This is a genomic window from Brassicibacter mesophilus (assembly GCF_050433385.1).
Classification (GTDB): Bacteria; Bacillota; Clostridia; order Tissierellales; family Proteiniboraceae; genus Brassicibacter; species Brassicibacter mesophilus.
In genome coordinates, this window is record NZ_JBNPXI010000003.1 from 312,122 (window position 1) to 336,607 (window position 24,486).

23 protein-coding genes are annotated in these 24,486 nt (G+C 32.1%); 15 read left to right on the plus strand and 8 right to left on the minus strand.

Annotated features, from left to right (window positions below; genetic code table 11):
- Positions 1-9 precede the first annotated feature (9 nt).
- On the plus strand, positions 10-1,758 hold the full coding sequence (locus HNR33_RS06420) for a dynamin family protein (protein WP_429081384.1): 1,749 nt from the start codon (positions 10-12) through the stop codon (positions 1,756-1,758).
- A gap of 259 nt (positions 1,759-2,017) precedes the next feature.
- Here HNR33_RS06420 and HNR33_RS06425 read toward each other — a convergent pair whose 3' ends face one another.
- The 4 genes from HNR33_RS06425 to HNR33_RS06440 form a co-directional block, all read right to left on the minus strand.
- On the minus strand, positions 2,018-3,637 hold the full coding sequence (locus HNR33_RS06425) for a PucR family transcriptional regulator (protein ID WP_429081385.1): 1,620 nt from the start codon (positions 3,635-3,637) through the stop codon (positions 2,018-2,020).
- Positions 3,638-3,734: 97 nt separating this feature from the next.
- Positions 3,735-5,114 (minus strand): amidohydrolase, encoded by a 1,380-nt coding sequence (locus tag HNR33_RS06430; protein WP_429081388.1) that lies wholly within the window; start codon positions 5,112-5,114, stop codon positions 3,735-3,737.
- Between the two features lie 11 nt (positions 5,115-5,125).
- Positions 5,126-5,821 carry a hypothetical protein gene (locus HNR33_RS06435; RefSeq protein WP_429081391.1) on the minus strand — a complete coding sequence of 232 codons (696 nt, stop codon included), beginning with the start codon at positions 5,819-5,821 and terminating at the stop codon, positions 5,126-5,128.
- A gap of 26 nt (positions 5,822-5,847) precedes the next feature.
- Positions 5,848-6,543, minus strand: a complete 696-nt coding sequence (locus HNR33_RS06440; protein ID WP_429081394.1) for a DUF5058 family protein — start codon at positions 6,541-6,543, stop codon at positions 5,848-5,850.
- 223 nt (positions 6,544-6,766) lie between these two features.
- On the opposite strand from HNR33_RS06440, the gene HNR33_RS06445 reads away from it, so the two are divergent.
- The 3 genes from HNR33_RS06445 to HNR33_RS06455 all read left to right on the plus strand — a co-directional run bounded on the left by HNR33_RS06445 (position 6,767) and on the right by HNR33_RS06455 (position 10,544).
- The gene (locus HNR33_RS06445) at positions 6,767-8,047 is read left to right on the plus strand and encodes a sensor histidine kinase (protein WP_429081396.1); all 1,281 of its coding nucleotides are present in this window, start codon (positions 6,767-6,769) and stop codon (positions 8,045-8,047) included.
- Position 8,048: 1 nt separating this feature from the next.
- On the plus strand, positions 8,049-8,888 hold the full coding sequence (locus HNR33_RS06450) for a response regulator (protein ID WP_429081398.1): 840 nt from the start codon (positions 8,049-8,051) through the stop codon (positions 8,886-8,888).
- Positions 8,889-9,128: 240 nt separating this feature from the next.
- On the plus strand, positions 9,129-10,544 hold the full coding sequence (locus tag HNR33_RS06455) for an alanine/glycine:cation symporter family protein (RefSeq protein ID WP_429081400.1): 1,416 nt from the start codon (positions 9,129-9,131) through the stop codon (positions 10,542-10,544).
- A gap of 60 nt (positions 10,545-10,604) precedes the next feature.
- Here HNR33_RS06455 and HNR33_RS06460 read toward each other — a convergent pair whose 3' ends face one another.
- Positions 10,605-11,672: an XdhC family protein gene (locus HNR33_RS06460; protein WP_429081401.1), complete on the minus strand. Its 1,068-nt coding sequence runs from the start codon at positions 11,670-11,672 to the stop codon at positions 10,605-10,607.
- A gap of 218 nt (positions 11,673-11,890) precedes the next feature.
- Here HNR33_RS06460 and HNR33_RS06465 point away from each other — a divergent pair, with 218 nt between their 5' ends.
- Both HNR33_RS06465 and HNR33_RS06470 read left to right on the plus strand, forming a co-directional pair.
- On the plus strand, positions 11,891-12,790 hold the full coding sequence (locus HNR33_RS06465; protein WP_429081404.1) for a DUF4846 domain-containing protein: 900 nt from the start codon (positions 11,891-11,893) through the stop codon (positions 12,788-12,790).
- A gap of 21 nt (positions 12,791-12,811) precedes the next feature.
- Positions 12,812-13,261, plus strand: a complete 450-nt coding sequence (locus HNR33_RS06470) for a GNAT family N-acetyltransferase (RefSeq protein ID WP_429081406.1) — start codon at positions 12,812-12,814, stop codon at positions 13,259-13,261.
- Between the two features lie 162 nt (positions 13,262-13,423).
- Here the strand turns inward: HNR33_RS06470 and HNR33_RS06475 are convergent, their stop codons facing one another.
- Both HNR33_RS06475 and HNR33_RS06480 read right to left on the minus strand, forming a co-directional pair.
- Positions 13,424-14,425, minus strand: coding sequence for a M42 family metallopeptidase (locus HNR33_RS06475; protein ID WP_429081409.1), 1,002 nt, complete (start codon positions 14,423-14,425; stop codon positions 13,424-13,426).
- Between the two features lie 193 nt (positions 14,426-14,618).
- Positions 14,619-14,750: a hypothetical protein gene (locus HNR33_RS06480; protein ID WP_429081412.1), complete on the minus strand. Its 132-nt coding sequence runs from the start codon at positions 14,748-14,750 to the stop codon at positions 14,619-14,621.
- A gap of 154 nt (positions 14,751-14,904) precedes the next feature.
- Between HNR33_RS06480 and HNR33_RS06485 the strand changes: the two genes are divergently transcribed.
- The gene (locus tag HNR33_RS06485; RefSeq protein WP_429081414.1) at positions 14,905-15,570 is read left to right on the plus strand and encodes a GntR family transcriptional regulator; all 666 of its coding nucleotides are present in this window, start codon (positions 14,905-14,907) and stop codon (positions 15,568-15,570) included.
- 83 nt (positions 15,571-15,653) lie between these two features.
- Here the strand turns inward: HNR33_RS06485 and HNR33_RS06490 are convergent, their stop codons facing one another.
- The gene (locus HNR33_RS06490; RefSeq protein WP_429081499.1) at positions 15,654-16,736 is read right to left on the minus strand and encodes a DNA polymerase IV; all 1,083 of its coding nucleotides are present in this window, start codon (positions 16,734-16,736) and stop codon (positions 15,654-15,656) included.
- A gap of 235 nt (positions 16,737-16,971) precedes the next feature.
- Between HNR33_RS06490 and yhfZ the strand changes: the two genes are divergently transcribed.
- From yhfZ to HNR33_RS06530, 8 genes are all read left to right on the plus strand, one after another.
- A complete protein-coding gene (gene yhfZ, locus HNR33_RS06495; protein ID WP_429081416.1) occupies positions 16,972-17,910 on the plus strand; it encodes a GntR family transcriptional regulator YhfZ in 939 nt (312 codons plus the stop codon).
- Positions 17,911-17,986: 76 nt separating this feature from the next.
- Entirely contained in the window at positions 17,987-18,364 is a 378-nt protein-coding gene (locus HNR33_RS06500) for a PRD domain-containing protein (RefSeq protein ID WP_429081418.1), read from the plus strand.
- A gap of 1 nt (position 18,365) precedes the next feature.
- Positions 18,366-18,734, plus strand: a complete 369-nt coding sequence (locus HNR33_RS06505) for a DUF2620 domain-containing protein (protein ID WP_429081419.1) — start codon at positions 18,366-18,368, stop codon at positions 18,732-18,734.
- A gap of 14 nt (positions 18,735-18,748) precedes the next feature.
- Positions 18,749-20,032 (plus strand): YhfT family protein, encoded by a 1,284-nt coding sequence (locus HNR33_RS06510; RefSeq protein ID WP_429081421.1) that lies wholly within the window; start codon positions 18,749-18,751, stop codon positions 20,030-20,032.
- A gap of 75 nt (positions 20,033-20,107) precedes the next feature.
- Positions 20,108-21,229, plus strand: a complete 1,122-nt coding sequence (locus HNR33_RS06515) for a hypothetical protein (RefSeq protein WP_429081424.1) — start codon at positions 20,108-20,110, stop codon at positions 21,227-21,229.
- Positions 21,230-21,270: 41 nt separating this feature from the next.
- Positions 21,271-22,179: a phosphotriesterase family protein gene (locus HNR33_RS06520; protein ID WP_429081425.1), complete on the plus strand. Its 909-nt coding sequence runs from the start codon at positions 21,271-21,273 to the stop codon at positions 22,177-22,179.
- A 10-nt stretch (positions 22,180-22,189) separates the two neighbouring features.
- A complete protein-coding gene (locus HNR33_RS06525) occupies positions 22,190-23,296 on the plus strand; it encodes an aminotransferase class V-fold PLP-dependent enzyme (protein WP_429081428.1) in 1,107 nt (368 codons plus the stop codon).
- Positions 23,297-24,472: a YhfX family PLP-dependent enzyme gene (locus HNR33_RS06530; protein WP_429081430.1), complete on the plus strand. Its 1,176-nt coding sequence runs from the start codon at positions 23,297-23,299 to the stop codon at positions 24,470-24,472.
- The last annotated feature ends 14 nt before the right edge of the window (positions 24,473-24,486 follow it).

A 24,486-nucleotide genomic window follows, 5' to 3' on the forward strand; every position in this document is an offset into this window, starting at 1 on the left:
GTGTAGAAAATGCTTAATGAGATAGATGAGAAGCTGAAGGCTTATGTAGGACATTTACAGTCTGTAGAAGAGATTTCTAGAGAAATCGAATATTTTAGTATATGTAAAAGATGTAAAGAGTTACAAAGACGTATAGAAAATTTTGAATTTCATATAGTAGTGATTGGACAATTTAAAAGAGGGAAATCAACTTTAATAAACTATTTTTTAGGAGAAGATTTACTACCTACAGGTATAGTTCCTATCACATCAATTATTACAAAACTTAAATATGGCGACATGCCAAAAGCGAATGTTATATTTGAAAATGGAGATCAGCAAAGTATAGATATTAAATTAATAAGTCAATATATATCAGAACAAGAGAATTCCGAAAATATAAAAAAGGTTGATGATATTGAGGTGTTTTATCCGTCAGAATTACTTGAAAAAGGACTTGTTTTAATCGATACTCCTGGAATAGGGTCGGTATATAAGCATAATACTCAAGCTGCATATGATTATTTATCTGAAGCTGATGCAGCAGTATTTGTTATTTCTGCAGATGCTCCTATAGGAGAAGTAGAAATAGAATTTTTAATACAAGCAAGAAAATATATAGATAAAGTATTTTTTGTTCAGAACAAAGCTGAGTATCTTACTAACGAAGAGAAAGAACAAAGTTTATCATTTTCATCAGAAGCTATTTACAAGATAATAAACTACAAACCTAATATATATCCTATTTCAGCGAAATTAGCTTATGAAGGAAAAAAGGAAAATAGTTTAAAAAAAATCAATGATAGTGGAATAATAGTATTTGAAACTGCATTAAATAATTTTTTGACAAACCATAGAGGTGAATATTTAGCTGAAAACTTTAAAAACAAAGTATTGTCAATACTTGAAAATGTAAGACAGTATATAGATTTTAATATAGATATGCTTAGTAGCAGTGTTGAAGGCATAGACGAAAAGATAGAAATATTCGAGGTCAGATTAAAAAATATTGATTCAATGAAAAGAGAAGCGCTTGCAGTCATAGAAACAGAACTTACTAATATAATAGAATCTTTTGAGAACGAATTGCATAATTTTAGACAAAAACAAGCACAGATTATTAAAGATAAGCTAAACAAGATAGCCCTAGACAATAAAAAAATTAGCCCAAAACATTTATTTGAGCTATTAAATAATTATCTAGAGAATGAAGTAGAAGCAGCATATATCAACTGGAATGAAGAACAAGAAATAATTATAAAGAGATGTTATGAGGATACTATTAATAGATTTACAGATAAACTAAATAATATAATTGAACAAATGAATGATATAATCTACTCTTTATTCAAAATCAATATTGGCCATCCTATTGAAGATTTTGGATTAGTTGACAGGGATACTTTTTATTTTAAATTTAAGAGAAAAAGTTCAGCATATCTTAATCCGAACATTAAAGAAATTTTGTTTTTGCTTCCAAAAAAGTTTAGTAATAGAAAAATATTAAAAGACGTACTAAACAGAGTAGAAAAAGAATTAGAAACAAATGGTAATAACTTAAAATGGGATTACACATGCAAAATAAGAGATAGTAAATATTCTTTTGAACATGCCTTTAATCACTATGTTCAGTCTATAAGACAAGAACTTGAAACTTATACTGAAAGAGCTAGGACTTTGAAAAGAGAAAGGAGTAATAGAGTAAATGAAAAAATTGATTTCTACACAGAAAAAAGAAAAATTATAAATAGATTAAAATATTCATTAAAAGATAATTAGGCAGCATATTCAATAAGAAAATGAAACCTTAATTAAATATTTATAATGCTTAGTTTATTAAAATAGAAACTTTGTAAGTATTGTTATCTTCTGTTTATTACTAAAGTTACTAGAATACCTGTAGCTATTAATAAAATGAAAATAATACTTAGAGAAAATACAGACATTATATGACCTCCATTACTTTTATATATAAAAGCATTAGCATTATGACAATAAACATAGATAATTTATCATGATATGCAGTTTTTGTTGACTACTATTTAAACAGTTCAAGTAAAACTTCTATCTTTAATCTATTCATAGGATTTTCTAAATCAATTTTAATTAAATCATTTATCTCATCTATTTTCTTTCTTACAGTGTTAATGTGCATAAAAAGCCGTTTTGCTGTAAGACTATAATTCATTTTACTCTTCAGATAGGCTTTTAATACAGTGACATGCTCCTTGTATTCTTCAGAATGTAGAAGATGGTCTATATCCTTTAGCATGATGTCTAACTCATCCTCTTTTATATTCATCCATGCGAAAAAACCAAGTTCAGAATATGTTATAAAATTTTTCTCCTTAAACAAAAGTCTTCCGATGTTTATAGCTTGCGTACATCGCTGATAGTTCCTCTCGATTTCATATATAGACTCAGCTATGTCTGAGAAACCAAATATCAGTTTAATACCTTTAATCTTTTTTTGTAATCGCTTAATTAGATTATCTGCATATTCTTTGATTAGCTCTAATGTCTGTTTTTCTTGAACTCTGTCATCGTTAACAAATACTATTAAGCAATCATTTTCATCCAAAAGAGACATTCTTGCTTCAATTTGATTAGTATTCTTGACCGCAGATCTTAATATTTCCTTATAACTTCCTAGCTTGATAGTTGGATTTATTTGCTTTAATAATAGGAAATAATAGTTGCAATTAACATCTATGCTTAGTTCGTATGCTCTTTTAGTCATGACATCTACACTAGGCATATTTCTGTTTATGGAATCTAAAACAAATTTCTCAAAACCTATGTCACCAATATTTTGAGCTACAAGCATTTGTTCGTAAAGAGATTGAAGCAGCAAAAAACCAATCCTAATCGAAAATTGGTCAAAGTAGTCAATTAGCCCTGTTGCTTCAACTACTACGAAATAAGCATTAACTCTACCTTCGACTGTAATAGGTATAGTAATCCAGCTATAAGGTCTTTCGTACTTATCATCATAGAATCTATATCTGATCATCTTCAAATTATCACAAAGTATTTCTTGTGTATTATGGAAAGATGGGTTCCAGAAGTCTTCTAATTCCAAACCATCTGATAACCTTATAAATTCTGGTGAACTATAATAGGCTTTTTCGCTAGAAAGATCATATAGCATAGCAGGGAAATTCATTTCATTTTCTATTTGAGTAAGTATTTTATTTATTTTTCTTACTCTATATGATAAATCAGAAAAGCTTCTTGGATTAATGCTGCCTATTTTAAATCTATTAATGTTTTTGTTCATCACAATGACATTTAGCTGATTTATAACATCCATCCATGAGGGTTTTGACGAAATATTTATTAGAGGAATATTTAGTTCATCGCATGCCTTTATAATATGATCTGGTACTGTTTTTAGATACCTATCTATCTTTATAACCATACCAGATATTTTCTTAAATAAATCTGATTGTATATATGTTTCAAATAATTCAGGGTTTTGATGAAATACATATCCAGAGGAAACAACTAGCTCTTTACCCTCTGTCCACTTAAACCCATCTGGTGCATCAAGAATTGCTACACCCTGTATTTGGTTGTCTAATCCACTATGACCTGCTATTATTTTGCAGTCTTTGAAGAACTCTGAATCCAATATTTCTCTAATACTTAGACCCATAAATTCACCTACTTTGATTTATTATACTTAGTATATTATAACATTTAATAATGTATTAGAAAAAGCATTAAGCCAATTAGACTTAATGCTTACTGTTTTATCTTAATGGACTAACATATTTTCTTTTTTCTGTTTTTTTGCTGAATTCTTTTTTCGCATCTTCTACTAAGCTAGGATTGTTTAGTAAGTCATACATTATACCTGAAAATATTTCTGATGCGTAAGTCATACCCTTCAAGCCTATTGTTGAACCTGATAATGCTGTTGCTTGCCACGAGTGATTTGGCACCCCAAGCGGCCAACAAGCAGTAAGAAATAGATTCATTGGCATTATCCATGATACATCTCCACTATCTGATGATCCTGATACTTCGATACTGTTTACTTTTTCTTTTTCTAGTACTTCTTGGTGCATATATAACTCTTTGTTATCATCTACTGTCATGAACTTATTTATTTCACATTCAACCATCTTTGGCTCTAAGCTTTCCTGGATAGTTTTAGCGAATAGCAATTCCCCTTCAGTATATTTAGGGGTCGCTATTTCGACCATATTTTTGTGAGTTAAGTCAAATAACACTTTATTTGGGAGTAACTCGTAGCATCCACTTATTACTTCATAATCGACAGTTGTTTCGGTCATCATTGCTGCTCCATTTGCAATCTTGAACAATCTTTCAGTTATTTCTTCTACATCCTTTCTATGAGGTGCTCTAACATAATACCAAGATTCTGCTTCTTTTGGAACAATATTTGGAGCACCACCTGCATTTGTTATAGTGTAATGAACACGTGCTCTGTCAATTATGTGTTCTCTTAGATAATTCGCACCCACATTCATTAGCTCTACTGCATCTAAAGCGGATCTTCCTGATTCTGGAGATGCAGCTGCATGAGACGATATTCCATTGAATCTAAATTTTATGGAGTTGTTTGCTAAAAAAGCTTTTTCTATAGCTGTATTAGCACTCATTGGATGCCAGCTAAGAGCTAGATCACATCCTTCAAAGGCTCCCTTCTTTACCATTTTCACCTTACCTGCTAGAGTTTCTTCTTCAGGGCAACCATAAAATCTTATTGTTCCATTTTTTTTAGTTTTTTCTAAATATTTTTTTATTACAAGGGCAGCTCCAAGTGCTGCACCCCCTAGTAAATTGTGTCCACATCCATGTCCTGGGCCATTTGCCACTATAGGGTTGAATTTAGTATCTAAAGACTGAGATAAACCTGGTAGAGCATCATATTCTCCTAATACAGCTATAACTGGTGAACCATTACCATATTCTCCCATAAATGCATGTGGCATATTATCTATTTCTTTTATTTTAAAGTCGTAAGATTTAAGCATTTCTCTAAATAATTTGGATGATTTTTCCTCACTTTCTGATATTTCTGGATTGCTCCAGACTTTGAGTGATAGCTCTTTTACAGCTTCATTTATATCTTTAAGATGATTTAGTACATCAATTTTATTCACAATATGACCTCCTATTTCAGTAGTTTCTTTTTATATAAAACTGTAGATATAGCTATAGTGCCAAAAACTGCCCCTAAAGTAACTATATATGTTGGTCTTCCTGGCAAGAAACTAAATATTCCTGCATTTAGTGCAAATGTTAATATCAAAGCTATGCTTAATGCAATTGGAGCTATTTTAAATTTCATTAAAGCAAATTGTACAAATATAGCTCCAAACAATGAAGGCAATAGATAGTTGAATGCAGCTATCACATTTTCTGGTAATGCTGATAGAATTGCAGATCCTGCAAATACCCCTAATGCTAATATGACAATATTAACTATAACTGATGTTGCCATTCCTAAGGTTGATATTATAGCGCCTTCTCTAGTTCCTGGTTCAACCCCCGCAACTTTCTGTGAAACTGCTGCACTTGGTACTCTTAAATTAGATATGTTGCCAGTAATAAATGCCATGTATGTCCCGGCTACTCCCACTATTGGGAAATATGATATAGGCTCTAAGAACCAATTGATTCCTACTGCAGATGCCATAGCTATAAAAGCTGTGATAATTGCATTTATCGGCGGAACAATTTTAAATATGACTGCAAGAACCAACGCTGGTCCAAAAGATAGCAGTACTCCTAGCCAGTTTGTTATTTTTCCCCATTTGATTATATAAGGCAAATAAATGCCATCAAATACTTCGTTAGTTTTTTCCATTTTGATATCCTCCTTACTCATAAATTCTATAGTATGACTGCTACAATCATTCCTCCGAATAAAGCTATTGCCATTCCCCACTCTTTGAGCCATTTAATATTTTTTTTATCCGCTAATGGGGATAATATGGCCATTATAAGACCACCAGCTAATGCTGCTATTGTGTTTTTATTTATAGCTAGTAGATGTCCTGATACTAATGAACCAAAAGAACCTAACATAGCAGATATTGATATAATAGTTATAAACCCTTTATCTCCCTTAGAGAACTTAGTCTGTACTTTGTCCATTTTATCAGCTGTTAACGTTGCAAAGACTATCCAGCCTATTGAACCTAGAATCATCGTCCATACAGCATTTGCAAAGGCTACCTGTGTCATTGGATCAATGCCCATCTTAACTCCGACTGCTTCTGTTCCAAAACCTACTGCCATCAACTCAAACATCACTGATCCAATAAAAGATAGCCTCATCCATGCCATCGGACCGCCTACTGTAACTAATAGAGATAACAGACCTGTAAGAATTATAAGAGATGGTCCTAAAGATGTTATAAAACTACTTTTCATTGCACTTTTCATCTGTTTTTCTGTTAGTCCAATTTCTTTACCTGTACTATAAGATTTTTTAGCAAAGATAATTGCTTGAAACAACACTAGTAGTATCGCTAAGGCTGCTGCTATCCACATTGGTGTACTGTTGGCAATTTGTATATAATCCACATTAATTCCTCCTTTGATGATGTTTTGAAAAAATATTAACATAATCACATCTTCAAAAACAATGTAAAAACTTTTCTTATTTAATCGAAAAGAGGAAAACATTTTCACGAAATCATTAAAGTATTTTTTAAAAGCAAAAAGTTTGGATAGATACCTTTGTATATGCATCATTTTATGCTAAACTATAAAATAAACTGTTAAAATACAATGTCTCTGACTAGAGGTGAATAACTTGAAACAATTAAAGAGGATGCTAGCCGCTTCAGCTATAATTGCATTGGCTTCGCAAGTAAATATTGGATTGTTGGTTACTGATTTTAGAGTATCGGCAGGCATAATTTTTTTTGTTATATTTCTTTATCTAAATAGAGAGCTTGAACCAGTTTCAACAGCAGTGATGTCAGGAATAGCAGTATATCTTCTTAGAATAATAGTGTATTTTTTTGGAAAAGGAAATGTTTATGGCGTTGTATGGTCATATCAATTAGAGATATTATTTTATACTTTTTATGGAATAATATATTCACTATTAATTAAAAAAACCAACAGAGATAATATCAATCAACTACTTTTTATTATGGTTATCAGTGATTTAGGTGCGAATCTTGTGGAGGTATATGTCAGAACTAGGATAGGAGTATATCATTTCCACTTAGGGATTATTATTACCTTATTTGTTGCAGCTTTAGTACGCTCTAGCATAGTATGGTTTTTACTAAATGGGCTTAAATATTATAGGATGCTCCTCATGAAAGAAGAACATGAGAAAAGATATAAAAGGCTTTTATGGTTAACTGCTCAGCTTAAGACTGAAATGTATTGGATGGAAAAAAACATGGATAACATAGAAAGAGTTATGACTAATTCTTATGGACTATTTGAGAAAATAAATATGAATGAAGACAAGAGTAACTGGGCAGATAGGGCTGTAACTATAGCTAGAGATGTTCATGAGATAAAAAAAGACTACGAACTTGCTATTCGAGGGATGATAGAGATCACAGAAAACAAGCTTCAAGATGAAGGAATGAACTTTAAAGACATTATTACTATATTAGATGAAACTATGAAGAGAGAGATAGAGCATAAAGGTAAAAATATTGAACTAATATTTGAAATAGGAGAAAGCTTTTATACTTCTAAGCACTATTATCTTATGTCTATATTTCGAAATTTGATAATGAATGCAATAGATGCAATACCTGACTCAGATGAAGAAGCTAAAATTTGTTTTACTCATAAAATCGAAAAAGAACAGCATGTCTTTATAGTTTCTGATACTGGCTGTGGAATAGATAAAGAAAATTTACGATATATATTCTCACCTGGTTTTTCAACTAAAATAAATTATACTACAGGCCAGATTAATAGAGGTTTAGGATTAAGTGTAGTTCGAGATATAATTGAAAAACGATTTAATGGAAGAATTACTGCAACATCATTAGAAGATAAGGGAGCAACATTTTGGATTTATATACCAAAAAATTCTCTGGAGGTGTCTTGATATGAATATATTCATTGTTGAAGATGATAGCAATATTACTAGATTGCTAGAAAAGATAATAAAAGATAGAGAATTGGGCACTTTACTAGGTCATGCAAATGATGGTATAAATGGTTTGATGGAAATACAGAGCCTAAAACCTGATATTGTGTTGGTGGATTTACTAATGCCAGGTAAGGATGGTATAAGTCTAGTGAGGGAGGCAAAGAATACATATCCAAATATCCAATTTATCATGATATCACAAGTATCTTCTAAGGATATGATCGGCAAAGCATATCAAAGTGGAATAGAATATTTTATTTCAAAGCCTATTAATGCTATAGAGGTGGAGAGTGTTATTCATAAGGTACAAGATAAGATAAACATGAATCGGAAATTAGACCAAATTCAAAGTTTGTTTATCAAGGATAATAATAAACAGGTAGAAGAGAAAAGTAGTGCCAGAGTTGAAGGTGTCAGGAGTGTAATGCAGAGAATTGGAATTGCTGGTGAGGCTGGAAGTCAAGATATCATTGATATAACAAAGTATCTGATCGATACTAAACAGAGCATGTCTGACTTTACTGTAAAGGAGCTTTGTAGTAAGTTCACTAATAAAGTCAAGTCTATGGAGCAAAGGATTAGAAGAACAGCCACTGTTGGAATGATTAATCTTGCAAATTTAGGCATAGAGGATTACATGAATGAAATATTCACTGAATATTCTAATGGACTATATAATTTTGAGCAAATAAAAACAGAGATGGACTATATTAGAGGGAAAAGCAAAAAGAGGGGGAAGGTAAATCTTAAAAAATTTATAGATGGAATTGTTTTTTATAGTAATAGAAAGCAGTAAAGAAGAGATTGAGAAAGATAATATTATCTTTCTCAATCTCTTTTTTACATACTATAGAAAAATTTTATAATTATTGAGTAGTGTTTTGAAACTTTCTGAGGTTTTTTGAAGGTCATCAAATACAATCAAAATAATAAAATTTTCATGAAAATTGGTGAAGATACAAGGAAAACGTTATCCAAATTAATTATGGACTTTATAAAACCTATGTAAGACTACTAAATAATAGGAGGTATTATTATGGATACTGCGAAAATATTGGAGTTAGTTGAAACGGTCAATAGTTTTCTTTGGGGACCAGCTATGCTTTTTTTTCTACTTGGGACAGGGATATTATTTACCTTTAAGCTTAGGTTTTTGCAAGTAAGAAAGCTTAAAACTGCTTATAAGCAAATTTTTGATAAGCCTAAAAATGAATCCGATGAAGTAGGAATGTCGCCTTTTCAATCTTTAGCTACCGCTATAGCGGCTCAAGTTGGAACAGGTAATTTAGCTGGGGTTGCTACTGCTATAGCAGCTGGTGGACCTGGAGCTATATTCTGGATGTGGATTAGTGGTTTTTTTGGAATGGGAACTATATTTGCAGAAGCAGTATTGGCTCAAAAGTTTAATAAGAGTGAAGATGGAGAGTTAACAGGAGGTCCTGCGTACTATATTAAGAATGGTTTAAAGAGTCCGATATTAGCAGGTTTTTTTGCAATATCAATAGTACTGGCTCTTGGTTTTATGGGAAATATTGTTCAGTCAAATTCAATAGCTATGGCTGTAAACAATGCATTCCATATTCCAAAATTAGCAGTAGGAATTGTAGTTGCAGTTTTAGCAGGCTTAATTTTGATTGGTGGAGTAAGTCGTATAGGATCATTTACTGAAAAAGTAGTTCCTTTTATGGCTGCACTATATATTTTAGGAGCTCTTGCGATAGTGTTACTTAATATAGAACAGTTACTACCAGCATTAAAAATGATTGTTTATGGTGCATTTAATCCTAGAGCTGCAACTGGAGGATTTATAGGTGCAACAGTTAAAGAGACATTAAGATATGGTATAGCTAGAGGATTGTTTTCAAACGAGGCAGGGATGGGTTCTACACCTCATGCCCATGCTGTAGCGAAAGTAGATCATCCAGTACAACAAGGACTTGTATCTATTTTAGGAGTAATAGTTGATACAGGAGTTGTATGTACACTTACAGCCCTAGTAATATTAACTACAGGGGCATTTGAAACAGGACTAACAGGGGCAGAATTGACTCAGCAAGGATTTTTCTTAGGATTTAGCAAATTAGGTAACTTTGGTAACTATTTTGTGGCTGTATCTTTATTCTTTTTTGCTTTTTCTACTATAATCGGATGGTATTTCTTCGGCGAATTAAACATCAAATTTCTTTTTGGCAAGAAGGGGATTAAATATTATAGAGTAATTGTATTATTAGGAGTAGTTGTAGGGACTCTTCTTGATGTAGAACTTGTATGGGGGTTAGCAGATACCTTTAATGCACTTATGGTAATCCCTAACTTAATCGCTTTAGTAGGATTATCAGGGTTAGTTGTCAAAATTGTCAATGATTTTGAAGATAAATATGAGAATAAAGGAAATGGAAAAAAAGGTAACAGCGGAAGAAATAATAAAAACTATGAATACAAGGCAAGCTAGTAAAAATAGGCAGTGGGCATGACTAACAAAATGCCCACTGTCTTGTTATTTTTTAAATCATTAAAAACATTCTATTAGTACATCCATAACTCCACCACAAACCATGCCTTCATCTTCTGCCACATTGCCCCTCATATCAACATGTTCAATCAAAAATCCTTTATTTAGCATTATATCCCTTGCTTTTGTCAGTACTCCTGCTTCGCTACATCCTCCACCTATGCTTCCATGAGTTCTTCCATCAAGGTATGCCACCATCTTTGCACCAGATTTTCTAGGAACAGAGCCTTTAGAAGAGATTATGGTAATTAGAGCTTTAGGTACTTCTGACTCTTTGCACATATGGTCTATTACATCTCTATCGAAGTCTGGCCAATTAAAGTCTTTAGTGTATTTATTATTAATGGCATTTCTTCTACAGCGAATAACTTCTGCTATTATAGAGACTGCTATCTCTTCAGGAGTAATAGCACCGATGTCTATACCTATAGGTGTATTAATTTTATCTAATTTATCCTTAGAAAAGCCTTCGCTAATGAGTTCTTCCTTTAAACCTTTTACTCTACGCTTAGAACCTATCATACCAACATATTTAAGAGAATAATTTAATATCTCTCGCAAGACAATGCCGTCATGCCTGTGACCTCTTGTTACAATAACCGCAAAATCAGATCTCCTAAATTTAATAGAGTCAAAAGATTTTAAAAAATTTTCACAAATAACTTCATCTGCTTCAGGGAACCGATTTGTATTAGCAAAAAAAGGTCTATCATCTACAACTGTAACAGAAAAGCCAACTTTTGTTGCAAGCTCGACTAAAGGCTTAGCAATATGACCTCCACCAAAAATAACTAGACGTGGTTTAGGGAAAAAAGGTTCAATTAAAATAGTTTCATTTTCCTTAGATTTTATGAACTGTAGCTTACCTGTTTCTAGAGAATTGCTTGCTTTTTCAAGTACATCATTATCTAGATTTGAAGATTCTATTTCGAAGTCATCTTCAGATAAAAGAAGTTTATCTGTAATGTGGCTATTTTCTTTACTAGAAGAATTTAAAAAAGTTAAAAGAACTGATTTTTTTCCATCTTTAATAGATTCTAATAAGTTTTCATAGATATTTTCAAACAATTTATTCACCATCCATTTTAACATTTGTATAAAAGTATTATATCAGCTTAAAAAAATAAAAATAGCATTTAAGCTAAAAAATATTAATATGCAATTAGTTATCAATGTAAAATTACTTTATAAATGGTAGAATTAAATAAAAATATGAATTACAAGAATTTCGTATAGTCTTAAGTATATAATAGTAATATGAGTATACTTATCAAGGAGAAAATATTATGAAAAAGCTAATACTTTGCTTACTAAGTTTAGTAATTTTAACAGCATGCTCATCTAGTGATAAGAAATTAATACGTGGCCAAGAGAATAGAATAGTTGAAGATAGTATGGAAGTTCAAAGCCAATTAATGAAAGATATTATCAACAAAGAAGGAATGAGTATTGGAGAAAGAATAAATACTCCAATAGGATATAGTAGAGTGGAAGTAAATAAGGATTCATTTGCTTATTATTTAAGAAAGCTAGAGCTTAAGCCACATGATTCAAAAGTATTATACTATAATGGAGAAATTAAAGAAAATTACGGGACATATGTAGCAGTAGTCAATCAAGATATAGGAACAAAAAACTTACAGCAATGTGCGGATGCTGTTATGAGATTAAGAGGCGAATACCTTTTTCAGAGAGGAAATTATGAAGAAATTCATTTTAATTTAACGAATGGTTTTAGAGTTGACTATAGTAAATGGATAGAGGGGTATAGGGTAGATGTAAATGGAAATGAGACATATTGGGTAAAAAAGAAGCAGCCTTCAAACTTGTATAAAGATTTTAGAAACTACATGGAATTTATATTTACTTATGCAGGAACATTATCTCTTTCTAAAGAACTAGATTCTGTAAACCTACGAGAAATGCAAATAGGAGATGTTTTAATTCAAGGTGGCAGCCCTGGACATGCTGTAATCATTGTAGACATGGCAGTGAATGAGGAAACTGAAGATAAAATCTATATGCTGGCGCAAAGCTACATGCCTGCTCAGGATATACATATTCTTTCAAATCCAAATAATAAAAATCTAAGTCCATGGTATGTTTTAAATGAAATGGATGGAATAATTACGCCTGAATGGTCTTTTACAGAAAATGATTTAAAAAGATTTCCTGCCTTACAATAAATATTGAGGAGATGCTTAATAATGATCAAATACACTACTATAGATATGAATGATATCGGTTTGATAAAAGAATTATGGGAAAAACTAAATTTGCTTCACAGCAGACGCTCTAAATATTTTGAACAAAAATTCAAGTCTTTTTCATTTGAGAACAGAATAAAATTCTTATTTAAAAAATCAGAAGAAGGAAAAGTTAGAATTGATATAGTAAAAGATGATGATAAATATATAGGATACTGTATTAGTAGTATAGATGAGAATCTTATTGGTGGAGTAGAGTCAATTTTTCTTGAAGAAGAGTATAGAGGAAGTGGAATAGGAGAACAATTGATGGAAAGATCCATGAATTGGATGGATGATAATCAAATAAGCAAGTGCATATTAGGGGTTGCATATGGTAATGAAAATGTACTTAGTTTTTATCAGAAATTTGGATTTTATCCAAGAACAACTATTTTAGAGAAGAAATAAAACCAGGGAATATAGTTAGCTGACAATAATGAGAATAATAAAGTGCTTAAGGAATTTGAAACTATTTTATAAAAATATATAAACTGTCTGGAGCATTTAAGAAGGTTATTTTAATCTAGTAAAAGCCTGTCCAACAAGAATATAGTGGGCAGGCATAATAATTTAATATTCAAAGTCAAAAGTTCTATCAACATATTTAGCTAAAAGATTTATAGAAGTTTCAATGTCCTTCATATTAGCAATAGCATTAGGACTGTGAGGATATCTTAAAACTGTTGATACTCCTGCAGCTTTTACTCCATAATATGACCTATTTATACTACTTGCATCAGTGCCGCCCTTATCTATAACGTCAAGTTGATATTTTAAATTATGTTCTTCACAGCATTTAATTATTTCACTTACTAGGTATTCATCACAAATTACAGACGGGTCAGATATTTTTATTGCAGTGCCTTCACCAACTGCATTGCTACCTTCTAAATCACATGGATAATCATGCGCTGGAGTTATATCAACGGCAATACCTATATCCGGCTTAATTCTTTCTGCAGTTACGATAGAACCTCTACAGCCTAACTCCTCTTGTACAGTAAATACAAAATAGCAGTCATTATAAGGAGTCTCTATTTCTTTTAATGTCTCAATAAGTATGTAACATCCTATTCTATCATCTAGAGCTTTGGCTGTTATATTATCATTCTTCAACTCAATATATTCTCCTATATAACTGGCAACATCACCAACTTTTACATGTTTTAAGGTTTCTTCCTTTGACTTTGTACCAATATCTACATAGAGTTTAGTAAAATCATTTTTTACATTTTCTATCATAATTGTGCTTGAAACAATACCTATAGTTCCGTTTCTAAACTTAACTCTATTCATGTAGGTAATAGGTATCCATAAAAATCCTAAAGATTTTAGTTTTATCATACCATTTTCTTCGATTTTAGTTACCTGCATTCCGATTTCGTCCATATGAGCCGCGAGCATTATTTTCTTTTTATTACCTCCTATTCCTTTTTTATAAGCTATTAGATTTCCTAAAGCATCCACAAATATATTATCCACATGGTTTTTAACACAATTCTTTATTATTTCTCTTACTTCTTTTTCATAACCACTGACACCGAATGCTTGTGATAATTCTCTTAAAAGCATAGATTTTGCCTCCTTTTTATTTATATTTTCTATAGATTATAAAATTAACTGATTATTTTAATCAATTGTTTGATTATCAGTGTCCTTTAAACTCTTCTTTGACACCCAATGTACCTGATTCATTAAAGGATGGCGAAGTGTTATTGCGCCTTCTACAGGACATTCTATGACACAACATCCACAATACCAACATTCACCTGGATACATCACTAGCAGATATAGCTGCCATACAGCCTGATACACCACCACCAAGAACTAAAATATCCGCATCAATATTTTCTTCTTTTTTCCATTCTATCGGATAGGGCCATTTGCAATTTTGCATGTTATTCCCCCTAATAAATTTATTTTTAAAATTATAAGCAAATTCTAACATAACATTTTGCAAAATACAATATGCAAAATGCAATATACTATTCACAAATATATAACTTTCGTTTATAATTGATTTAGAAAAATAAATTTGAAGGGGAATAGTAATGAAAAATGTTATAAAAATGACATTAGCAGATCAGATATACACAATATTGAGAGAAGATATTATTAATCAGACAATTAAATGTGGAGAAAAACTGACACTAAATGCTTTGCAGGAAAGATTCGCTATAAGTTCTACTCCAATCAGAGAAGCTATGAAAAGACTCAGTCAAGAAGGATTGATTGAACATGTGACAAATGTAGGGGCAAAGGTTATTGAAATAAATGCAAAAGAAATCCAAGAAATATATGATCTTTGCTCAATATTAGATTCTGGTGCTTTGAAGCTGGCGTTAAGCAGTAATCAAAAGAAAAGTTTTATTTTTGACCTTATTTTATCTATTGAGTTACAGGAAGATTCACTAAAAGCAGGGGATATGGCGAAATTTAAGCTTCATTCAGATGATTTCCATGATATTTTTTATAGATATGCAGATAATTCAAGGCTATATAGTGCCACTCAGAAATTGAGGAGCCAGCTTAGCATTTTAACTACAATATATCAAAGCTTTACAGTTGCATGGTCAGTTGTTTTATCTGAACATAAAAGCATTGTTGAGGCTATTCAAAATGAATGCTATGATGAAGCTGTTTGTCTTTTATCACAGCACTTTGAGCATGCTAAGACATACTTGCTAGATAATATTAAGAATAATAACACTGATTAACATTTGTTATGCGCTAACACTTAAAAATGCTGTAAAGAAACAAGATTTTTGCTTTACAGCATATAAGTATATAAATAGTGCACTTAATCAAACATTGATAGTTGCTCTATTCCTAATGGATACAAATTAGATACAGTTAATCCAATAAGTCTAATACTTTTGTCAAAATGAATTTCACTTAAAAGATCAATGGCAGTCTCATATATTTGATTTGAATAAAGGATATAGTCATTTAAAGTTCTACTTTTTGTGTGAACTTTAAAATCTTTATCCTTTATTTTTATAGTGACAGTTTTAGCCTGCATGTTTTTATGCTTTAAAGAAGTTTCCAGATCAAATGAAAAATCATGTAAATACTTCTTTATCAAATCTATGTCTTTAGTATTACTTGAGAGGGTACGTTCAGCTCCTATGGACTTTCTCTCACGAGTTACGTTTACTTTTCTTGAATCGGTACCACGGATTCTATTATATATTTCACTACCTATTTTCCCTAAAAAATCTATTAAAAAATCTTCGGAAAGCCTCATCAAATCTTCAATAGTATAAATACCTATGTTATTTAGCTTTTTTGCAGACTGCTTACCAATTCCATATACAGACGTGATGGAAAGTGGAAGCAGTATGTCAGGAATCATATCTTTAGTTATTATTTTAATTCCGTTAGGCTTATTCCAATCAGAAGCAAGTTTTGCTAAAAATTTATTATATGAAATACCAACAGATATGGTTAATCCAGTGTTTGTCTTAACATTTTGCTTAATAAGCTTAGCTATATTTAATGGGTGAATTCCTGTATAAGAAATATCTAGATATGCTTCGTCTATTGATAGAGGTTCTATTATATCAGTTATCTCGTACAATATATCAAATACTTCTCTAGACACTTCTTGATATCTTTTCATTCTTACAGGTAAAAAGTATGCATTAGGGCACCTTTTTTTAGCAATAAAAATTGGCATAGCAGAGCGAACACCATATTTTCTAGCAGCATAATTAGCTGTAGTTACAACACCATGATTGCTCGATCCTCCAACGATAACAGGATGACCCTTTAACTTGGGGTTGTCATGCTCTTCAACTGAAGCATAGAATGCATCCATATCTACATGAATAATATTTAAATCTTCTATTTGAGTAAAATTATTATAAGAGATAATTGAAATTCACCCCTTTTTAACAAAGAAATTAATTGATTTTATTTATTATTTATCTCCTTTATAATACCATAAACTACACTAGTCTATTAGCGTTTTTTATACAAATTATAAAGTGGACTATGTTGTAATAATGAAATTATAGTCAGAATAATAAGATGAGATGCTTGAATAATAAAAATATAAGTGCTATAATCAAAGTACAATATACAATAGTTTGTATATTGGGAAAGGAAGAATAAATATGAATGATTTTAAAAAGAAACTTATGTCTAAAAATGGAAAAATAACTATGCTCTTAGCTAAAGATATGTTAACTCTTTCTGAAGGTGATAGAATAAAAACATTCGGACAATATGCAGAAGCATTTAATATTGGGAGAGGAACAGTCCAATCAGCTATAAAGCTTCTACAGGATGAAGAAGCAATAAAGCTAGAATCTAGAGGACATCTTGGTACTTTTATTATATGGATGGATTATAAGAAGCTTTGGAGTATATCTGATCTAGGGGTAATTATGGGCGTAATGCCGCTTCCATATTCTAGGAGGTACGAAGGACTTGCAACGGGGTTATTTAAGGTTTTTGAAAAGGCTGATATACCGTTTAGCTTAGCTTTCATGAGAGGAGCAAGCAAAAGAACACAAGCACTCAATTTAGATAAGTATGATTTTGCTATTGTTTCAAAATTAGCAGCATCATTAGAAATAAGAAAGTCTTCAGATATTGAGATTATTCATGAATTTAGTGAAGGAAGTTATGTTAAAAAACATGTTGTTATTTTTAGAGAGAAAAATGAAGATGAGATTAGGGACGGAATGAGAGTTGCGATAGATCCTATGTCTATAGACCAAGTTATCTTAACTTCTTGCGAATGCGAAGGCAAAAATGTTGATTATATAGAAACATCTTATTCACAAATCATACAGAAGATGAAAAACAATGAAATCGATGCAGCAGTATGGAGTGGGGACGAAATAGAAGAGAAATCACTTGACTTCAAGGTTTGTCCGTTAAACAAGCCTAAATCTATAGAGTTGGGTAGAGATGATACAATTGCAACGATTGTAGTGAGTAAGAATAATAAAGAATTTGCTCACATATTAAAAAGGTTTATAAAAATGGAGGAAGTAGAGCACATACAAAAATTAGTAATTGATGAAAAAATTATTCCAGCGTATTAAAAATTTTGCGTGGAATATACAAAATACTGTACTTTGTTTTAACTTAATAAATCACACTATTCTAGGAGGTATTTTTATGGATCAAAATTTATATCTAAGATTAGATATACTCAAAGAAGCTGGCGAAATCAGTGAAGAAATAAAGGAAGCTGTTTTAGAGTTTATTAATTCTCTCGAAAGTAAATATCGTATAGATATAACTGAAGAAAATGGTTCTATGCTGGTTACACATTTATCAATGGCTTTATCAAGAATTATGAGAGGAGAACAAGTTAATCCTATAGATGATCTAATATTTTCTGAAGTTAAGCAGAGTCAGATATATAGCGAGTTACCTGAGTTTTATAAGAAAATTGAAAACAAGCTTGAAATAGAAATACCTGAATCAGAAAAAGGGTTCATTGCATTACATGCATGTACTTTAATTAATAAAGAGAGAAAGGAGGAGATGTAGGATGATTAAAATTGCAATTGGAGGACAAGTAGAAAAACAAAACATTGCAAATTTAGTAAAAGAACTTGGGGGTGATAGAGTAGAAGTACAAGTGAAAACAGACCTTCAGGCTGCAAGCGACGTGAAAGTGGGTAAAGCAGACTATTATTTAGGTGCATGCCATACAGGAGGTGGAGGAGCACTAAGCATGGCAATGGCCTTACTTACAAGAGATAAGTGTGCAACTGTTTCAATGCCTGGAAAGCCACCAAAAGAAGAAGAGATTATCAAAGCAGTCCAAGAAGGAAAGATAGCTTTTGGTTTTACTGGAGATCATTTTGAAAATGCTGTACCGGTAATTGTAAGGGAAATCCTTAAAAAACATGATTAAAAGGGAGGAGAAACATGAAAATTTTACTTATTGCAATGATTGGTGCTTTAGCATCTATTATGGCAAATAAAGGGATTGCAGTATTTAATGATGGACTAAGACCCATAATACCAGAGCATATTGAAGGTAGAATGAGTAGAAAAGAACTAGCAGCTACTGCATTTGCTATGAGTTTTGGTCTTGTAATTGGTTTTGGAATTCCATTTTCACTGACAGCAAGTATTTTATTAATTCATTGTATTTTGTTAGGTACAGATATTATAGGAACTTCTTCGCCAGATGGAACAAAAGGTTTGGCAATATCGGGAATTGTAGGTGCACTTTATGGTGTAGGACTTATGTTAGGGTTAGAAAGCATTGTAAATGTATTTAAGCTTCTTCCTGTTGATTTCCTTGGAAATCTAGGTCAAGTTGGTGCTCCAGTAGTTGTGGCATTTGCTGCTTTCCCAGCACTTGCGACAGGATACCAATTTGGAGCAAAAAAAGGTTTGTTAAACCTGGTAGTATCGCTATTAGCAAGACAATTGGCTGTTTTGGTTAGCCCAATAACACTAGGCACTGCTTCGGTTGTTATCAACCCAGAAGGAGCTGCGCTCATAGTAGGTATGGCTATTTTATTAATATTTGCAATGAGAGAAAAGTCTGAAGAGGAAACGATAGATTTAACATCAGTATTTAGCGATAGAGTAAAGAAAATCAAGAAAAACATATTGTTTATTATGGCAATGGGTGCTTTGGTTTCAGGAGCTACAGCTTATAGTTTAATAGCTGGAGATCCAATATCTCTTAATTTATTGAGTGAAGGTAAATATATTGATGCTGGATTTGCAGCTTTAGCAAGAGGAATAGGGTTTATTCCTTTAATAGCGTCAACTGCTATTGCTACAGGTGTTTATGGTCCTGTAGGTATGACGTTTGTATTCGTAATAGGTTTATTTGTAAGAAATCCAATTATAGCTGCTGTATTAGGTGCTCTAGTGATTGGTTTAGAGGTATTATTCTTAGATAGTATAGCAAGATTTTTAGATAAGTTTCCTGGCATTAGAAGTTCAGGAGACAATATTAGAAATGCAATGTCTAGATTACTAGAAATAGCTTTATTGGTTGGTGGTATGAATGCTGCTAATGCCATTGCTCCGGGAATAGGTTTCTTCGCAGTGGTAGGATTATATATATTAAATGAAATTGCGGGCAGACCAGTCGTTCGTATGGCGGTAGGACCAATCGCGGCTATTTTAGTAGGTATATTTGTAAACATACTAGCAGTATTTGGATTATTTATTCCTCCTGCAGTGTAGTCATAAAAAACTATTTCACAAAGCCAAGGGATTCCTTGGCTTTGTGAAAAAACAAAGTAAAGAAGGTGAGGTAAAATGAACTTGAATGAAAACTTGCTTTTTCAAATGCAAAAGGTTAGTAAAATGACTTTTAAGGCTAAAGAAATGGAAGGAAAAAGTGTAGTATATTCAAGGAAAGAAGTAGTAGATGAGGCTGTTATTACTTTGAGAAAAGAACCTGAAGCAAATATAGTATTATTTGGAGTTAAGAATACTAATCAGATAAATGTAGAGATAGTAAAAAAGTTGCAGAGCATAGAGGGTTTTCTTTTTCATACAATAGACAAAATGTCAGAAAGAGGAAGGGCAGTTGACATAGATATTATCAATCCATTAACAGGCAGAGTAATGACAGGTTCATCTAGTGGAGGATGTGTAAATATTTTAAGAGGAGCAAATGACCTTGCTGTTGGAACTGATGGAGGCGGCTCTGTTATTGCTCCAGCAATAAGTACAGGATTATATTCTATAATGGCAAAAGGAATGGGCGTTAAGGGCAATAGTCAAAGAAAATCTACAGACCATATTGTTTTTACACCAGGGATTGGAGTAATTAGTCATGATTATAATTTATGCATAAAAGCAGTAGAAATGCTTACTAATCATGCAATCAGTACAGATGAAATAGATGTTAGGAACAATCATATAAGAGTTGCTATACCCAAAAGAGGAGCTGCTATATTACCTGATGGTCAAGATATGAGAGACATTATCAATAAAGTAGTCAATAAAGCTATAGATATTGTAGAATTTGTTGAGGTAGATTTTGGGGAGCTAGATGACAGAAGTAGCATGATTGATGCATACCAAAAAATTATTAATAATGACATTGATATTATAATGACTGCAGAAGGGCCAGTAGATGTATTTGGAATAGGCGACTCAGTTCTAGGTCAATGGGGTAAGACTGGATCAAGCATTCAAAATAAATCAGGCAAATATCTTTTGAAAATAGCCAATATGGTAGATGCTACAGCTGTAAGTATTCCAACACAAGAATTAGGAATAGGTATTTTACTAGTTGGTAAGTCAGGCATAGAAACAGGTAAGAAAGTTATTGCATTGGGAAACATCATAAAAGATGTTTTTCAAATACCAGAATTATTTAATAGATATTTCATTGATAGCTATAAAAATGATGGGTTAGGATTTATATAGTACTTAAGCTACAATGTATAAAAGCTTAAAGGAGGTTTAAAATGCAAATTCAGACAATAAACGGTGTTATTCCTGTGGAACACCTTGGAAAAACATTTATTCATGAGCATTTAAGAATTGATTTATCAAGCCATAAAAAAGACAATGACACGAATTTTGATGATATAGATTCTGTGATTGATGAAATGAAGATGCTGAAAAATAGAGGGATAGATGCCATAGTTGAGGTTACGAATAGAGGAATGGGCAGAGACATCGAAGCAATGAGTAGAATCGGTAAAGAATCAGGAATAAAAATAATTTTAAGTACTGGATTTTATAAAGAGCCGTTTTTACCACAATATGTTTATGAGAAGGAAGAGAAAGATCTTGTTAAGCTTTTACTTGAGGATATTTTAGTAGGTATTGATGGAACTCAAGCTAAGGCTCATGTAATTGGAGAGATTGGTACGAGTAAGGATACTATAACACCTATGGAACATAAAATTTTCAGAGTTGCTGCATTGACTCACTTAGAAACAGGGAAACCAATTTCAACTCATACGACACTTGGAACTATGGCTTTAGAACAACTTGAACTACTAAAAGAATATTCTATAGATTTATCTAAAATTGTAATTGGACACCTAGATTTAAAATGTGATTTAGATTATCATTTGAGGGTTGCAGATACAGGCTGTTTTATGGCCTTTGATACAATTGGTAAAGCAAATTATCAACCTGATGAAAAACGTATAGAGAATATCGTGAAGCTTGTAAACAGAGGGCATGTTGACCAAATTGTTCTGTCTCAAGACATTACTAGAAAGTCACATTTAAAGATAAATAAGGGAATAGGATATAGCTATATGATAGATAAATTTTTACCTAAACTCATAGAAGCGGGAGTTAGTGAATTAGACATTAATAAGATGCTTATTGACAACCCTAGAAGATTACTTGGAATATAGGAGGTTTAGTATGAAAGCATATCCTTTAAAAACTATAGATTTAGAAAAAGCAAAAAAACTTCAATTCAAACTTGTAGATATTATACATCAACATTTTGATGGGTATGAGTTTTTGCAGGGTGGAGATTATGGAGTTGTACCAGGATTGGGACGTCCAAGATATACAGAAAAGGTAGAAAAGGCTTTAGCACAATTTTTTGAAGCTGAAGATGTAGTATTAGTTCGTGGGGCAGGAACAGGGGCTATAAGAAACGTAATGAATACTATGCTTAAAAGTGGAGACAAGATACTTGTCCATAAAGCACCTATATATCCTACTACTAATGTAATTGTAGAATCAATGGGATTAGACCCTGTTTATATAGATTTTAACTATATCAAAGAAACAGATAGCACAATAGTTTCTAAGTGTAGTTTTGCTTTAATTCAGCATTCAAGACAAAAACTAGATGATAGTTATGATCTAGAAGAGGTGATAACAGAGCTTAAAAAGATGAATAGTAACTTAAAAATTTTAGTTGATGATAATTACGTTGTCATGAAATCAGAGAAAATAGGAGTTCAACTAGGAGCAGATGTCAGTGCTTTTTCATTGTTTAAATTATTGGGACCTGAAGGCATTGGATGTGTTGCAGGCAGCAAAACGATAATTGACGACATAAGAAAAATTAATTATTCAGGTGGAAGTCAAGTGCAAGGCTATGAAGCTATGGACGCATTAAGATCTTTAGTTTATGCTCCTGTATCCTTAGCAATACAAGCTGAGGTGGGGAATGAAGTTGTTAGTAGGATAAATAATGGAGAAATAAATGGAGTTAAATCTGCTTTTATAGCAAATGCTCAATCTAGGGTTATCTTAGTTGAGTTTGAAGAAGCAATTGCAAAAAAAGTCTTAAAATACAGTACTGAACTTGGGGCAGCGCCTTACCCTATAGGTGCAGAGTCTAGATATGAAATAGCTGCAATGTTTTACAGAGTATCTGGAACATTTTTAAAGTCAGATCCTAAACTGATAGATTATATGATTAGAATTAATCCAATGCGATCAGGTGCTGACACAGTGATTCGTGTTTTAAAGGATGCAGTTGATAAGGTCATGAGAGAAGGGAGCAAATAAATGTTTCTAGATATGACATTGAAAAGAAATCCCCAATTAATCGAAGTTGCTGCTAATCTTCATAGCGAGGGGAAAATATATCCAAATACTTATGTATTAGATGTTGATGCAATAAAAAGTAATGTTGAAAAACTTGTCAAAGAAGCTGACAAGCATAATATTAAGCTTTATATGATGACTAAGCAGATAGGAAGAAACCCTGATATTGCTAAAATAATTCAAGAGTGCGGAATAGATAAGGCAGTAGCTGTAGATGCATGGGAAGCAATTACTCTTGGCAGAGCAGGAATTAAACTAGGAAATGTTGGTCATCTAGTACAGATACCTACATCAATGATAAATGAAATACTCTCATATAAGCCAGAGGTTATTACAGTTTTTACTGTAGAAAAGGCTGCTCAGATTTCTTACAGAGCTCAAAAAATGAGGATGACACAGGACATTCTTCTTAAAGTTGTTGGCAAGAATGATATGATATACGAAGGGCAGACTGGTGGCTTCAAAGAGAGCGAGCTAATAGAGGCTGCGAAAGAGATAAATAAATTGTCTGGAGTACGTATCGTAGGTGTAACAGCTTTTCCTTGTTTTTTATATGACCAAGATAAAGGTACAATAATAAAAACAGAAAATGCTAATACATTAGTCAGATCTGCAGAAAGACTTGTTGATGAATTAGGTCTTTCAATCAATCAAATCAATGCTCCTAGTGCTACTACTATTGCATCTCTTCCGTTGCTTGAGGATATAGGAGCTACACATGGAGAGCCAGGCCATGGACTTACAGGCACTACTCCTCTACATGCTTTTAAAAATCTTGATGAGAAACCTGCAATGGTATATGTTAGTGAGGTGTCTCATTATTTCGATGGAAAGGCGTACACATATGGTGGAGGGTTTTATAGAAGATCTAAGATGCGAAAGGCTTTAATAGGAAAAAGCTTTACAGATATGAAAGATAATATCGTTGAAGCAGAGGAACCGTCATTAGAAGCTATAGATTATTATGGAGCACTAAATATAAATGACAAAAAAGTAGATGTTGGGGATACAGTAATATATGCATTTAGGACTCAAATATTTGTTACTAGAAGTGAAGTTGCTTTAGTAAAGGGGATACAGACAGGAAATCCTGAAATTTTAGGCATCTATGATAGCTTAGGAAAAAAACTCAGATAAAGGTAGTGTTATAA

What these genes read in the sequence shown, in the direction of transcription:
- HNR33_RS06455 (WP_429081400.1), top strand. Translation starts at nt 9,129, where the DNA reads ATGGATACTGCGAAAATATTGGAGTTAGTTGAAACGGTCAATAGTTTT.
- HNR33_RS06470 (WP_429081406.1), top strand. Translation starts at nt 12,812, where the DNA reads ATGATCAAATACACTACTATAGATATGAATGATATCGGTTTGATAAAA.
- HNR33_RS06425 (WP_429081385.1), bottom strand. Translation starts at nt 3,637, where the DNA reads ATGGGTCTAAGTATTAGAGAAATATTGGATTCAGAGTTCTTCAAAGAC.
- HNR33_RS06515 (WP_429081424.1), top strand. Translation starts at nt 20,108, where the DNA reads ATGAACTTGAATGAAAACTTGCTTTTTCAAATGCAAAAGGTTAGTAAA.
- HNR33_RS06510 (WP_429081421.1), top strand. Translation starts at nt 18,749, where the DNA reads ATGAAAATTTTACTTATTGCAATGATTGGTGCTTTAGCATCTATTATG.
- HNR33_RS06480 (WP_429081412.1), bottom strand. Translation starts at nt 14,750, where the DNA reads ATGCAAAATTGCAAATGGCCCTATCCGATAGAATGGAAAAAAGAAGAA.
- HNR33_RS06475 (WP_429081409.1), bottom strand. Translation starts at nt 14,425, where the DNA reads ATGCTTTTAAGAGAATTATCACAAGCATTCGGTGTCAGTGGTTATGAA.
- HNR33_RS06530 (WP_429081430.1), top strand. Translation starts at nt 23,297, where the DNA reads ATGTTTCTAGATATGACATTGAAAAGAAATCCCCAATTAATCGAAGTT.
- yhfZ (WP_429081416.1), top strand. Translation starts at nt 16,972, where the DNA reads ATGAATGATTTTAAAAAGAAACTTATGTCTAAAAATGGAAAAATAACT.
- HNR33_RS06450 (WP_429081398.1), top strand. Translation starts at nt 8,049, where the DNA reads ATGAATATATTCATTGTTGAAGATGATAGCAATATTACTAGATTGCTA.
- HNR33_RS06505 (WP_429081419.1), top strand. Translation starts at nt 18,366, where the DNA reads ATGATTAAAATTGCAATTGGAGGACAAGTAGAAAAACAAAACATTGCA.
- HNR33_RS06520 (WP_429081425.1), top strand. Translation starts at nt 21,271, where the DNA reads ATGCAAATTCAGACAATAAACGGTGTTATTCCTGTGGAACACCTTGGA.
- HNR33_RS06485 (WP_429081414.1), top strand. Translation starts at nt 14,905, where the DNA reads ATGAAAAATGTTATAAAAATGACATTAGCAGATCAGATATACACAATA.
- HNR33_RS06500 (WP_429081418.1), top strand. Translation starts at nt 17,987, where the DNA reads ATGGATCAAAATTTATATCTAAGATTAGATATACTCAAAGAAGCTGGC.
- HNR33_RS06435 (WP_429081391.1), bottom strand. Translation starts at nt 5,821, where the DNA reads ATGGAAAAAACTAACGAAGTATTTGATGGCATTTATTTGCCTTATATA.
- HNR33_RS06465 (WP_429081404.1), top strand. Translation starts at nt 11,891, where the DNA reads ATGAAAAAGCTAATACTTTGCTTACTAAGTTTAGTAATTTTAACAGCA.
- HNR33_RS06420 (WP_429081384.1), top strand. Translation starts at nt 10, where the DNA reads ATGCTTAATGAGATAGATGAGAAGCTGAAGGCTTATGTAGGACATTTA.
- HNR33_RS06525 (WP_429081428.1), top strand. Translation starts at nt 22,190, where the DNA reads ATGAAAGCATATCCTTTAAAAACTATAGATTTAGAAAAAGCAAAAAAA.